Annotated in this window: 13 protein-coding genes and 1 tRNA gene; 6 read left to right on the top strand and 8 right to left on the bottom strand. The window is 37.2% G+C overall.

Annotated elements, in window-relative coordinates:
- Positions 1-248 precede the first annotated feature (248 nt).
- Complete coding sequence (gene argS / locus DV428_RS05610) at positions 249-1,982, bottom strand: arginine--tRNA ligase (RefSeq protein WP_114908982.1); 1,734 nt, start codon at positions 1,980-1,982, stop codon at positions 249-251.
- Positions 1,983-2,061: 79 nt separating this feature from the next.
- Here argS and DV428_RS05615 point away from each other — a divergent pair, with 79 nt between their 5' ends.
- The 3 genes from DV428_RS05615 to DV428_RS05625 are packed head-to-tail and all read left to right on the top strand — an operon-like array spanning position 2,062 to position 3,426.
- Positions 2,062-2,631 carry a VOC family protein gene (locus tag DV428_RS05615; protein WP_114908983.1) on the top strand — a complete coding sequence of 190 codons (570 nt, stop codon included), beginning with the start codon at positions 2,062-2,064 and terminating at the stop codon, positions 2,629-2,631.
- A gap of 4 nt (positions 2,632-2,635) precedes the next feature.
- Positions 2,636-2,932 carry a hypothetical protein gene (locus DV428_RS05620; protein ID WP_114908984.1) on the top strand — a complete coding sequence of 99 codons (297 nt, stop codon included), beginning with the start codon at positions 2,636-2,638 and terminating at the stop codon, positions 2,930-2,932.
- A gap of 29 nt (positions 2,933-2,961) precedes the next feature.
- On the top strand, positions 2,962-3,426 hold the full coding sequence (locus DV428_RS05625; RefSeq protein WP_114908985.1) for an outer membrane lipoprotein: 465 nt from the start codon (positions 2,962-2,964) through the stop codon (positions 3,424-3,426).
- A 222-nt stretch (positions 3,427-3,648) separates the two neighbouring features.
- Here DV428_RS05625 and pgi read toward each other — a convergent pair whose 3' ends face one another.
- From pgi to pyk, 4 genes are all read right to left on the bottom strand, one after another.
- A complete protein-coding gene (gene pgi, locus DV428_RS05630; protein WP_114908986.1) occupies positions 3,649-5,298 on the bottom strand; it encodes a glucose-6-phosphate isomerase in 1,650 nt (549 codons plus the stop codon).
- A 106-nt stretch (positions 5,299-5,404) separates the two neighbouring features.
- Positions 5,405-6,487, bottom strand: coding sequence for an alanine racemase (gene alr, locus DV428_RS05635; RefSeq protein ID WP_111407288.1), 1,083 nt, complete (start codon positions 6,485-6,487; stop codon positions 5,405-5,407).
- Positions 6,488-6,496: 9 nt separating this feature from the next.
- Positions 6,497-7,903: a replicative DNA helicase gene (locus DV428_RS05640; RefSeq protein WP_162790783.1), complete on the bottom strand. Its 1,407-nt coding sequence runs from the start codon at positions 7,901-7,903 to the stop codon at positions 6,497-6,499.
- 141 nt (positions 7,904-8,044) lie between these two features.
- Positions 8,045-9,481: a pyruvate kinase gene (pyk, locus tag DV428_RS05645; RefSeq protein ID WP_114908988.1), complete on the bottom strand. Its 1,437-nt coding sequence runs from the start codon at positions 9,479-9,481 to the stop codon at positions 8,045-8,047.
- A 229-nt stretch (positions 9,482-9,710) separates the two neighbouring features.
- Between pyk and DV428_RS05650 the strand changes: the two genes are divergently transcribed.
- A tRNA-Val gene (locus DV428_RS05650) sits at positions 9,711-9,787 on the top strand.
- 134 nt (positions 9,788-9,921) lie between these two features.
- Here DV428_RS05650 and DV428_RS05655 read toward each other — a convergent pair.
- Both DV428_RS05655 and DV428_RS05660 read right to left on the bottom strand, forming a co-directional pair.
- Complete coding sequence (locus tag DV428_RS05655) at positions 9,922-10,326, bottom strand: Z-ring associated ZapG family protein (protein ID WP_114908989.1); 405 nt, start codon at positions 10,324-10,326, stop codon at positions 9,922-9,924.
- Positions 10,327-10,354: 28 nt separating this feature from the next.
- Positions 10,355-10,705 (bottom strand): RidA family protein, encoded by a 351-nt coding sequence (locus DV428_RS05660; protein WP_114908990.1) that lies wholly within the window; start codon positions 10,703-10,705, stop codon positions 10,355-10,357.
- A gap of 111 nt (positions 10,706-10,816) precedes the next feature.
- On the opposite strand from DV428_RS05660, the gene DV428_RS05665 reads away from it, so the two are divergent.
- Positions 10,817-11,533 (top strand): YwiC-like family protein, encoded by a 717-nt coding sequence (locus DV428_RS05665; protein ID WP_053465502.1) that lies wholly within the window; start codon positions 10,817-10,819, stop codon positions 11,531-11,533.
- Entirely contained in the window at positions 11,534-12,076 is a 543-nt protein-coding gene (locus tag DV428_RS05670) for a tetratricopeptide repeat protein (protein WP_114908991.1), read from the top strand.
- A gap of 13 nt (positions 12,077-12,089) precedes the next feature.
- Here the strand turns inward: DV428_RS05670 and DV428_RS05675 are convergent, their stop codons facing one another.
- On the bottom strand, positions 12,090-12,497 hold the full coding sequence (locus tag DV428_RS05675) for a Cd(II)/Pb(II)-responsive transcriptional regulator (protein ID WP_005653165.1): 408 nt from the start codon (positions 12,495-12,497) through the stop codon (positions 12,090-12,092).
- Between the last annotated feature and the right edge of the window lie 52 nt (positions 12,498-12,549).

The raw sequence follows: 12,549 nt of genomic DNA on the forward strand, positions 1-12,549 counted from the left end.
ACTTTATTAGAAATATATTTGTTTTTAGTTTTTTTATAAAAAAATCGTGACCAAGTTCACAAATCTAAAAATATGTATTTGCATAACTGATCGGATTTCTTTATTCTGAAACCACTAAAAACAAGTGCTATCTTAAATAGCCGACATCTATTTTGCTTTCCGAGTAGTGCCCCATTGGGGCACTTTTTTTATTCTGTAAATAAGTATAAAAAATCCCTTTCGTAAGAAAGGGATTTTAATTATCTAAATTACATTTTTTCTACGGTTTTAATACCGAGTAACTCTAAACCTTGTTTTAAGGTTTTTTCTGTTAATAATGCCAATTTCAAACGGCTTAATTTTACGGCCTCATCTTCAGCATTTAAAATTGGGCAATGTTCATAGAATGACGAGAATATGCCTGCTAGTTCGTATAAATAAGCACAAAGTACGTGTGGTGTGCCTTCTTTTCCAACTGTTTGCACCGCTTCTTCAAATTGTAGAAGTTTAATTGCAAGCGCTCTTTCTTTATCATCTTCAAGCGTTAAAGGTGCAGACAAAAGTGCGGTCGAATTTATATCTGTTTTATTAAAGATCGAACGGATTCGGGTATAAGCATATTGCATATAAGGCGCAGTGTTACCTTCAAAGCTTAACATGTTATCCCAATCAAAAACGTAATCAGTAGTACGGTTTTTGGATAGATCTGCATATTTCACCGCACCAATACCGACAGCCTCAATCACAGCTTCTTTTTCATCATTAGATAAATTTGTATTTTTTTCATTAATTAATACAGTGGCGCGCTCAATCGCTTCATCTAATAGATCGGCTAATTTCACCGTGCCACCGGTACGGGTTTTAAATGGTTTGCCATCTTTACCAAGCATCATCCCAAAATTTTTATGTTCTAAAGAGAAACTTTCTGGTACATAACCAGCTTTACGAGTAATTAACCAAGCTTGTTGCATATGTTGGCTTTGGCGGGTATCTGAAAAAACAAGTGCGCGATCAGCTTTTAATGTTTCATAACGATATTTTGCTGCAGCAATATCGGTTGTTGTGTAAAGGAAACCGCCGTCTTTTTTCTGAACGATCACGCCCATTGGGTCGCCTTCTTTATTTTTGAATTCATCTAAATAAACAACCAATGCACCATCATCTTCTACAGCTAAACCTTGTTTTTTAAGATCTTCTACGATGCTTGGTAACATAGGATTATAAAGACTCTCACCCATCACATCTTTTTCGGTTAAAGTCACATTCAAGCGATCATAGTTGTGCTGATTTTGTTGCATGGTGATGTCGACTAAACGTTTCCACATCGCTCGACAATATTCATCACCGCCTTGTAATTTCACAACATAATTACGCGCTTTTTCTGCGAATACTTCATCTTCATCGTAGTGTTTTTTGGCTTCGCGATAAAAGGCTTCAAGATCTTGTAATTCCATTTCACTCGCATGCTCGTTTTGCATTTTTTCAAGATAAGCAATAAGCATTCCGAATTGCGTTCCCCAGTCTCCAACATGGTTTGCACGAATGACATGGTGACCTAAAAATTCTAGGGTTCTCACAACTGCATCACCGATGATCGTAGAGCGCAAGTGACCTACATGCATTTCTTTTGCTACGTTTGGCGATGAATAATCAATCACAACTGTTTGTTTATCCGTAGCTTGAATGCCTAAATTCTTTTGGGAAAGCGCAGTTGAAACCTCTGTTGTTAGCCAAGTTGGATTTAAGAAAATATTAATAAAGCCTGGTCCTGCGATTTCTAATTTTTCTGCAATATCAGATAGTTGAGCATTATCTAAAACTTTTTGAGCAAATTCTCGTGGATTTAAACCTAATTTTTTTGCCGCAGCCATAATGCCATTGGCTTGATAATCGCCAAATTGTGGTTTTCCTGATTGACGAACAAGCGCATCACAAGATTGATCTGCTCCAGCAAGAATCATCGCTTGTTTGATTTTGTCGGATAGAATAGATTGAATATTCACGTTTTTTCCTATGTTCAAATTGAATAATGAAAATAATCGGCTATGATACCGTTCTTTATGAGTTTCTCAAAGGGACAAAATGACAAATTTACAGGAAAAATCACCCGCACTTTTTTCTGATTTGGCGGAATTTGAAAAAAAAATTCAACAATTAGCTCAAATGATGTCAATTGATTTTTCAAATTATGAAATCGATCACCTTGCTGTGCGTGTGAATAATGAACAAAATGCAAAAGACTGGCTGACACTTTTATTGAAATACGGTAGAATTTTGTCGGATAACATTGTCAACGGACGTAAGATTTATCTAATTCAGTTAGAAAAAGCAGTGAAATTCGCTAATCAGTTCGTTGATGTTATTGAACTTCCGTTCCCTAAAAATAAGCAGTATCCCGTAGAAGGTTGGGAGCATATTGAGGTTGTTATGCCATTTTTACCGAATGAATCGATAAATGAATGGGTACTGCGTATTAATATGCATTTTTTATGGAGCGAATTAACTCAATTAACCATTAAAGTGAGCGAGCCTAAAGTGGATGGTGAGAGATTGCCTAATCCATCTATTGCAGTAAGTTTTGTTGATAAGACATCAAATCATACTTGTATTAAGGTTCATCCTTATTCTATAAAGAAAATACTCGAGGTTTAGCAAAATGAAAAAATTATCTCTTGCATTAGCGGTTTTAGCAGCTGTAGGTTTAAGCGCTTGTTCTTCTTTCCAAAAAGATGAAAATGCTTATAAAGGTCAAATCGTTTTTAGCCAAATGGAAGGTGAAAATCTTAAATTAACCATCCGTAAAAATAATTGTTCAGGTAATCAACAAGAAGGTGAGCAAGTTGTGCTTACTCACAAGTATGATTCAACCTTGGTTGTGGGTGCTTGTGTTTTAGTATCAGAGAATGGTAATACTAAAAATATTTCAACTTTCTCTCCAAGAAATCCACTTTAATTACTTTCTGTAAATAAGGAGCGTAATATATGAAAAAGACAACAGTAGCTTTTGCATTGTTAGTTGCCTTTACCGTAACAGGTTGTGCGAATACCGATATTTTCAGCGGTGATGTTTATAGCGCATCTCAAGCTAAAGAAGCGCGTTCAATTACTTATGGTACAATTGTTTCTGTGCGTCCTGTTAAGATCCAAGCAGATAATCAAGGCGTAATTGGTACGCTTGGCGGCGGTGCTTTAGGTGGTATTGCGGGTAGTGCAATCGGCGGTGGTCGTGGTCAAGCTATTGCAGCAGTAGTTGGCGCGATTGGCGGTGCAGTAGCTGGAAGCAAAATCGAAGAAAAAATGAGTCAAGTAAACGGTGCTGAACTTGTAATTAAGAAAGATGATGGTCAAGAGATCGTTGTTGTTCAAAAGGCTGGCAGCAGTTTTGTAGCTGGTCGCCGAGTTCGTATTGTTGGTGGTGGCTCAAACTTAAATGTTTCTGTGCTATAACTAATAGCGTTAACGCCTAATATATTATTAATCAGCGTCTTAATCAGTTAAGGCGCTGATTTTTTTATTATTAAACATACAAAAAACAATCAATTAAAAATTGCTATATCTATTCATAACATCTTAAAGATAAATTTAAAGGACTAAATCCTATAATAAATATGGAATTTAGTCCTTTATATAAAATTATAATTGTTTAAATCTTTTATATTAAATAAACAATTAACGCCATGCTTTAAATTGATTAATTAACCCATTGGTTGAACTGTCATGACTTGCTACTTTTTCAGAATCTGTTAATTCAGGAAGAATTCTGTTTGCAAGTTGTTTGCCTAGTTCTACACCCCATTGATCGAAGCTAAAGATATTAAAAATGACACCTTGTACGAAGATTTTATGTTCATACATAGCAATTAATGCCCCCAAGGTAAATGGTGTGATTTTTTGAACGAGAATAGAATTAGTTGGCTTATTACCAGTAAATACTTTAAATGGAACAATATTTTTTACATCATCTAAAGATTTCCCCGCTTTTACAAATTCAGCCTCGACTTCCTCTTTTGTTTTTCCGAACGCTAATGCTTCTGTTTGTGCTAAAAAGTTAGAAAGCAATTTATTATGATGATCTGCCAATGGATTATGACTTTGGGCTGGCGCAATAAAATCACAAGGAATTAAAGTAGTGCCTTGGTGAATTAATTGATAGAATGCATGTTGTCCGTTTGTACCTGGTTCTCCCCAAATGACAGGGCCAGTTTGGTAATTGTTAATGATATTGCCATCACGATCGACATATTTACCATTTGATTCCATATTACCTTGTTGGAAATAGGCTGCGAAGCGATGTAAATATTGATCATAAGGTAAGATCGCTTCTGTTTGCGCACCAAGGAAATTGGTATTCCATAAACCAACTAATGCTAAAGTGGTTGGGATATTTTTTTCAATTGGGGTAGAGCGGAAATGTTTATCCATTTCATGCGCGCCATTCAACAACTCTTCAAAGTTTTCAAAGCCAATTGATAGTGCAATTGAAAGACCGATAGCTGACCATAAAGAGTAACGACCGCCAACCCAATCCCAAAATTCAAACATGTTATTGGTATCAATACCAAATTTTTCTACATCTTTAGCATTGGTTGATAATGCTGCAAAATGTTTTGCAACCGCACTTTCATCTTTCGCTGCTTTTAGTAACCAATCACGTGCACTTTGCGCATTTGTCATGGTTTCTTGAGTGGTAAAAGTTTTCGATGCCACTAAGAAAAGCGTCGTTTCTGGATTGACTTTTTTTAAGGTTTCCGCAATATGTGTACCATCGACATTTGAAACAAAGTGCATATTTAGGTGATTTTTATATGGGCGAAGTGCTTCAGTTACCATATAAGGACCTAAATCAGAGCCACCAATACCAATATTCACAACATCAGTAATCGCTTTGCCTGTATAGCCTTTCCATTCACCAGAAATAATACGCTGACAGAAATCTTTCATTTTAGCTAGCACCGCATTGACTTCAGGCATAACATTTTTACCATCAACAAACACGGGAGTATTAGCGCGATTGCGTAGTGCGGTATGTAGTACAGCCCGATTTTCAGTACGATTGATTTTTTCACCGGTAAACATTGCTTCTTTTGCGCTATCAAGAGAGCATTCTTGAGCAAGTTGGCGAAGATGTGAAAGGGTTGTTTGATTGATGTTATTTTTGGAAAAATCTACAAGAATTTGGTTATTGAATGTTAAAGAATAATCGTCAAAACGATTTTTTTCTTGTTTAAATAAATCCTGGATGGTGATGTTTGACAATTCAGCTTTATGTGCTTCGAGAGATTTCCACGCATGGGTGTGAGTAGGGTTAATGTTTTTCATGGTATTTCCTTTCATAAAAAATAATCAAAATTTTAACCGCACTTTCTTGGATTTCTATTAGAGAGGGAGTGAATCCCTCTCTTCAGAAAATGCAGTGATTAACAGATTAATCAACATATTCAGTTATAACACGCGGTGTTAATTTTGTAATTAGCTCGTAGCTTAAAATTCCTGTGAATTTAGCTACGGTTTCAATAGGTAATTCCTTACCCCATAGAATCACTTCGTCACCTACTTGATCTTGGCTATCAGGTCCTAAATCAACGGTTAACATATCCATTGAAACCCTTCCAACGATTGGCACGATACGACCATTCAAATAAACAGGCGTGCCTTCAGGAACATCGCGAGGATATCCATCGCCATAGCCAATAGCCACAACGCCAATTTTTGTATCATGCGAACTAGTCCAAATACCACCGTACCCAACTGGTTCACCTTGTTTATGGTTGCGAACAGCAATCAATGATGAAGTTAAATTCATCACTGGCGTTAAACCAAATTCAGCGCCTACAGTATCAGTTGGTGAAATGCCATACATAATAATACCAGGGCGGATACATTCCAGATGAGATTCAGGCCAGAAGAGAATGCCGCCTGACGCCGCAATAGTACGTTCACCTTGTTTATCTTTTGTGGCGGACAAAAAACGGTTGATTTGAAGTTGGGTATAATTGGATTCTAATTCATCAGCGCGGCTAAAATGGCTAACAAAGCCTAAGTGCGGTTGAATATATGGAAGTTTTTTAAGTTCATTATAGAAAAAATCCACTTCATCCAATGCAACACCTAAACGATGCATGCCTGTGTCTATTTTTAACCAAACTTTAATTGGGCTTGGTAAATTCGCACGTTTTAGTGCTTCCAATTGTTCACGATTATGTACGATAGTTTCAATATTATTGACCGCTAAGACGGGCAAATCTTGTTCATTAAAAAAGCCTTCAAGCAATAAAATCGGTTTAGTAATACCATTGGAACGTAATGCTAAAGCCTCTTCTAAGCGAGCCACGCCAAAGCAATCAACATTTTGTTCTAAAGTTGATGCAACAAACACAACGCCGTGACCATAGGCATTTGCTTTAACCACTGCGATGATTTTACTATTTGGTGCTTTTTGTTTAATTATTTCTAAATTTTGTTTTAAGGCGTGCGAGCTAATTTTCGCTGTCGCCGGTTTTACATTCATTGTTATTCCTTAATAATCATCATGATATTCACGTTGTTCGGCTAGATTGTCGAAGCGTGAGAATTGTCCATTAAATTTTAACCGCACTCGACCAATCGGGCCGTTACGCTGTTTACCGATAATAATTTCTGCAACACCTTTATCTTCCGAGTTATCGTTATAGACTTCATCTCGGTAAATAAACATAATTAAGTCTGCATCTTGTTCAATGGAGCCTGATTCACGTAAATCTGAGTTTACAGGGCGTTTGTCTCCACGTTGTTCTAAAGTACGATTTAATTGAGAAAGGGCGACCACTGGCACTTGTAATTCTTTGGCTAGCGCCTTGAGGGAGCGAGAAATTTCTGCGATTTCTAGTGTTCGATTATCTGAAAATGCTGGTGCGCGCATTAATTGCAAATAATCCACCATAATCATACTTAATCCACCATTTTCACGATAAACTCGGCGTGCGCGGGAACGAACATCAGTAGGCGTTAGGCCTGAAGAGTCATCGATATAAAGATTATTTTTTTGCTTGAACATTCCCACTACGCTAGCAATTTTATTCCACTCGATTTCATCTAAATTTTGACCTGTTCGGATTTTAGTTTGATCAACGCGAGCAAGCGATGCGATCATACGCATCATAATTTGTTCTGCGGGCATTTCTAAACTAAATACTAAAACGGGTTTTTCACTTGCCATTGCCGCATTTTCGCAAAGGTTCATGGCGAAAGTGGTTTTACCCATTGATGGACGTGCCGCAACGATAATTAAGTCAGAAGGCTGTAAACCTGCCGTTTTTTTATCAAGATCAGTGAAACCTGTCGTAATGCCCGTTACGCCTGAATGATTTTCAAGTTTGCTCAAAATATCGATTTTTTCAATAGTACTTTCCAGCACATTGATCACATTTTGTGGACCTTCACTAGAAGTTGTTCGTTTTTCTGCAATTGCAAACACTTCACGCTCAGCCTCATCAAGAATTAACTTGATGTCTTGCCCTTTGGGAGAATAGCTATTTTCAGCAATGCGATTTCCTACCGAAATAAGTTCTCGTAATATAGCTTTCTCGCGCACAATATCTGCATAAGCCAAAATATTAATCGCGTTCGGAGTATTATTGGAAAGTTCAGCTAGATAGGCAAATCCACCCACTTCATCGCTTACACCACGGCTTCTTAAGGCTTGATCTAGCGTAATTAAATCAATAGGCGATTGATTACGCATTAGATGTTCCATCTCTGTAAAAATCAGACGGTGCTGAAAAGTATAAAAATCGTCAGCAATCACACGTTCAGCAATACCATCCCAATGTTGATTGCTCAGCATGATGCCACCCAACACGGCTTGTTCAGCCTCAAGTGAGTGTGGTGGAATACTTATTTTTGCCGTTTTTTTGTCAGAAGATTTGATTTGAGGTTGTGATGCCATAGGACTTATTTCGATACTAGAATGTTGCTTATGATACCGCAAATATCTATTGGGTTTAAGTGAAAAGTGCGGTGAAAAAAGGAAATAAAAAACGGTGGAAAAATCCACCGCTCTTTCATTTTAACGTATCTAGATTGTTGATTATTCAACAATTAATGTACGACATACGTTGGTTTGTGTCGCACCTTGACCACCGTGAGTAACAAGCACTAAATCCCCAGTAGATAAGTAACCTTTTTCTTTTAATGATTGAAGTGCTGCTTTTGCACTGGTTTCTGAGCGGCTATCTTCACCATGATAAACTGGAGTTACGCCACGGTATAGTGCACAAAGGTTTAAGGTTTCTTGATGACGAGATAAAGCAAAGATAGGTAAACCTGAGCTGATACGTGACATTAATAATGGAGTACGGCCTGTGCTAGTTAAAGTGACAATTGCTGCAACACCTTTCATGTGGTTTGCTGCATACATTGCAGACATCGCAACAGACTCTTCAATGGTTTCAAATTCTTTATCCATACGGTGACGAGAAACGTTAATGCTTGGCATTTTTTCCGCCCCTAAACATACGCCAGCCATTGCTGCTACTGTTTCAGAAGGATATTGACCTGCTGCTGTTTCTGCAGAAAGCATAACCGCATCAGTACCATCTAATACTGCGTTTGCAACGTCCATCACTTCAGCACGAGTTGGCATTGGATTGCTAATCATTGATTCCATCATTTGAGTTGCTGTAATTACTGCACGATTTAATTGACGTGAACGACGGATTAATTTTTTCTGTACGCCGACTAATTCAGGATCACCGATTTCTACACCTAAGTCACCACGAGCAACCATGATGACATCAGATGCTAAAATGATATCGTCCATTGCTTCATCAGTAGCCACTGTTTCTGCACGTTCAACTTTAGCAACGATTTTTGCATTTAAACCAGCTTGTTGAGCAAGTTCACGCGCATAATTTAGGTCAGCGCTTGAACGAGGGAAAGAAACAGCTAAGAAATCAACGCCAATGCGTGCAGCGGTAATAATGTCTGCTTTATCTTTTTCTGTTAAGGCATCTGCGGATAAACCACCGCCTAATTTGTTGATACCTTTATTATTTGATAATGGACCACCAACAGTAACTTCAGTAAAAACTTTCGCCCCATCAGTTGATAATACTTTTAATTGAACACGGCCATCATCTAATAAAAGAATGTCGCCAGGAACAACATCTTGTGGAAGCGTTTTATAGTCTAAACCAACAGATTCTTGTGTACCTTCGCCTTTTGGTAATTCTGCATCAAGAATGAATTTATCACCAACGCTTAAGAAAATTTTACCGTCTTTAAAGGTAGAAACACGAATTTTAGGACCTTGTAAATCACCTAAGATCGCCACGGTTTTACCTAATTTTTTCGCGATAGAACGTACACGTTCAGCTCGTCCAATATGGTCATCAGGTGTACCGTGAGAGAAGTTCATACGAACTACGTTAGCGCCCGCTGCGATAATTTTTTCAAGATTGTTATCACGGTCAGTTGATGGGCCCATAGTACATACAATCTTCGTTCTTCTTAGTCTTCTAGACATTATTTACTCCGTCAATAATTACAAAATTTTAAAGATACTATTTTTACTTGACTATATATTAGCCAGATGAAAAATCGGTGCGCATTATACGCTTAAAAATTTGGGAAATCAAAAACGGCTCGGTTATTTAAGGCAATACTGTTTACTTTTTTGCCAGTTATATCGAGTATTTAAGAAAATACTTGTTTTCAGATTAAAAATATCTATAATTCCAGACACTTTGTGCAGTGCGACTATAGCTCAGTTGGTTAGAGCACCACCTTGACATGGTGGGGGTCACTGGTTCGAGTCCAGCTAGTCGCACCAATTAACCCTTTCATAACCCCGCGAAACTAATCGCGGGGTTTTGTTTTATTTAGGTTTTATGAGTGGTATAAGAGAACAATAAATTGTTCCTATATCAAAACGGCTAAAAACATTTCTATTTTTAGCCACACTTTTTAATTTTCTTCTTTATTTTCTTTAAATAAACCTGATGCGCCCTCAGAATAATCTCTTGGTTGTTCATTTTGAGATTTATCTGTTGCAGTAATTAGCTGTTGGGTGAATAAACCTTTGTGATCTTTTTCGCCCAGTAAATTATTGGAGGAGGTTGCGTGGTGGCGATAAAGTTTTTGATAATCGTTAATTAAGGTTTTGAATAATTCAGCACTTTCTGCGAAATGTTTTTCGATTTGCGCTTTTTGTGTATCAAGTTGGGTTTTGACTGTTTTTAATTCAGCTTCTGTTTTAGCTTGATGTTTTACGGAGCCTTTGGTTAAACGCACGGCAATGTAACCAATAAATAATCCAACAATAAAAGCGATACCAATTGCTACCCAAATTTCATTTGTCCAATTTTCCATAATATTCTCCTGTTTATTCGGCTTAAAACTAACAAGTTGCAATAATAACAATTTCAACTTTCCAACGAGGATCCGCTAATTTAGTTTCGACTGTCGCTCGACTTGGTGGGCTAACATGATCGACCCATTCATCCCAAGCTTGATTGAATTGTGCATAATCTTGCATGTCAGCCAAGAAAATTTGTGCGGTTAAAATGTTGCTTTTATTGGAGCCAATTTCTGCTAACAATTTATCAATTAAACCTAATACTTCTTTGGTTTGTTCGTAGGTATTTTGCTCGATGGTTAACTCTGGAACTTGCCCTGCAAAATAGGCGAGGTTGTTATGCATTGAAACTTCACTTAAACGTGCACTGGGTAAAATGCGTTGAATTGTCATAAGGTTCTCCTTTGGGGTATTTTCTTCTATTCTAAATAGCGTTTACCACTTTGTAAAATCCTCTTTACTAGGCTAGAATACCCGATAATTATTCTCAATTATTTAATCATTATGAAACTGCTTATCTCTAATCAGCATGGCGCTATTGTTATGGCATTGGTGCCTTTTATTTACGGCATGTTACTTGCCAATCCTGTATGGGCGCACGTATTTTTACTATTAGGATGGTTTTCGCTTTATTTGATGACGTATCCTTTTTTGAATTTGTTTAAAGGTAAAAATCTTGAGTTATACAAAAAATGGTCTGTGATTTATTTTGCTGCCGCCGTGATTTTTGCGATTCCGGCGTTAATTTATAATTGGCAAGTGCTGTATTTTATGTTTGCCATGCTGCCGTTTGTCGCGGTGAACATTTATTTCACCAAGAAAAAAGATGAGCGTAACTTATGGAATGATTTGGCGGGAATTTTAATTTTTGCTTTAGCTGGAATGGGATCCTATTACTTTTCTGACCGCACTTTTGATGAAAAAATACTTTGGGTGGCGATTTATCCAACATTATTTTTTATTGGAACAACACTTTATGTGAAATCCATGATGCGTGAGCGAAAAAATCCACGTTATTTTTGGGCATCAGTAATTTTTCACTTATTATGTGTGCTGATTTTTGTGGTTTCGCAACAATTTATTTTAGCATTAGCTTTTGTTCCCGGATTAGTACGAGCGGTTTATCTGCCCACTAAAAAGCTTTCTGTTATGCAAGTTGGACTAACAGAATTTGCGATTACTGCTGTGTTTTTTATTTTACTTTTAATTGCAACTTTATAAATGAAACTGAAGTTATTTTTTCATACAGTATTACTTTGTTTTAGTTTGTCTGTTTGGGCGATGAAAACCGTTGATATTACAGCGAGTTCGAAAATGGATGATCAAGCAAGAATGAATTTGGCACAAGACTTTGCCAATAAACAGCAATGGATTTCTGTTTTCGATATTATGTATCCGATGGCGTTAGAAGGAAATGTCACCGCTCAAAGCAATCTAGGTATGTTATATAACCTTGGGCGTGGTACAGTGAGAGATTACGAAAAGGCTTATTGGTGGTTTAGCGAAGCGGCAGAGAAGGGCAGTGTGAAAGGGCTAAATAACCTTGGCGTTATGTATCTACGTGGCGATTACGTCAAACAAAATACAGAGCAAGCTATTAAGCTTTTTGAGCGTACAGCTCGAGCTAAAGATACGGATGCGATGATGATGTTAAGTAATATTTATCGCTCGCAAAACCAACCTGAAAAATCATTGGAATGGCTAAAGAAAGCTGCTAAATTAGGCAATAAGGAAGCAAAACAGCGTTTATCTAGTCAGCCATAATCTAAAAGTGCGGTTATTTTAATCGCACAAATTTCACGCCACTATGTTGCAATAGCAATTTCATTGGATCTTCATCATTCGAGACTGTTTTCTCACGTAATTCCATTAATTTCATCCGTAAATGGGCGAGTTCGTGAATTCGTGTGGCCACTTCTTTAATATGTTTGTCTAACACGCGATTTATTTCTTCTGCTTGTTGTTTGGAGGCATTTTCTAAATTCAGTAGGCTTTTTATTTCACTTAATGAAATATCTAGATTTCGGCAGTTACAAATAAACGATAAACGTTGTAAATGTTCTTCATTATATTGCCGAAAATTGCCTGAAGTGCGTTTTGGGGGCGGGATTAAACCCTGTTGTTCATAATAACGAATGGTTTCTACGGTACAGCCTAGGGCTTTAGCAAGTGCTCCAATTTTCATCAATTTCCTTAAAAAATGACTTGACTCTAAAGTTACTTCATATTTTATCATG

The organism is Haemophilus haemolyticus, assembly GCF_003352385.1.
Taxonomy (GTDB): Bacteria; Pseudomonadota; Gammaproteobacteria; order Enterobacterales; family Pasteurellaceae; genus Haemophilus; species Haemophilus haemolyticus_I.

Coding starts and splice junctions, on each gene's coding strand:
- DV428_RS05615 (WP_114908983.1), top strand. CDS start 2,062: ATGACAAATTTACAGGAAAAATCACCCGCACTTTTTTCTGATTTGGCG.
- DV428_RS05620 (WP_114908984.1), top strand. CDS start 2,636: ATGAAAAAATTATCTCTTGCATTAGCGGTTTTAGCAGCTGTAGGTTTA.
- DV428_RS05625 (WP_114908985.1), top strand. CDS start 2,962: ATGAAAAAGACAACAGTAGCTTTTGCATTGTTAGTTGCCTTTACCGTA.
- pgi (WP_114908986.1), bottom strand. CDS start 5,298: ATGAAAAACATTAACCCTACTCACACCCATGCGTGGAAATCTCTCGAA.
- alr (WP_111407288.1), bottom strand. CDS start 6,487: ATGAATGTAAAACCGGCGACAGCGAAAATTAGCTCGCACGCCTTAAAA.
- DV428_RS05640 (WP_162790783.1), bottom strand. CDS start 7,903: ATGGCATCACAACCTCAAATCAAATCTTCTGACAAAAAAACGGCAAAA.
- pyk (WP_114908988.1), bottom strand. CDS start 9,481: ATGTCTAGAAGACTAAGAAGAACGAAGATTGTATGTACTATGGGCCCA.
- DV428_RS05655 (WP_114908989.1), bottom strand. CDS start 10,326: ATGGAAAATTGGACAAATGAAATTTGGGTAGCAATTGGTATCGCTTTT.
- DV428_RS05660 (WP_114908990.1), bottom strand. CDS start 10,705: ATGACAATTCAACGCATTTTACCCAGTGCACGTTTAAGTGAAGTTTCA.
- DV428_RS05665 (WP_053465502.1), top strand. CDS start 10,817: ATGAAACTGCTTATCTCTAATCAGCATGGCGCTATTGTTATGGCATTG.
- DV428_RS05670 (WP_114908991.1), top strand. CDS start 11,534: ATGAAACTGAAGTTATTTTTTCATACAGTATTACTTTGTTTTAGTTTG.
- DV428_RS05675 (WP_005653165.1), bottom strand. CDS start 12,497: ATGAAAATTGGAGCACTTGCTAAAGCCCTAGGCTGTACCGTAGAAACC.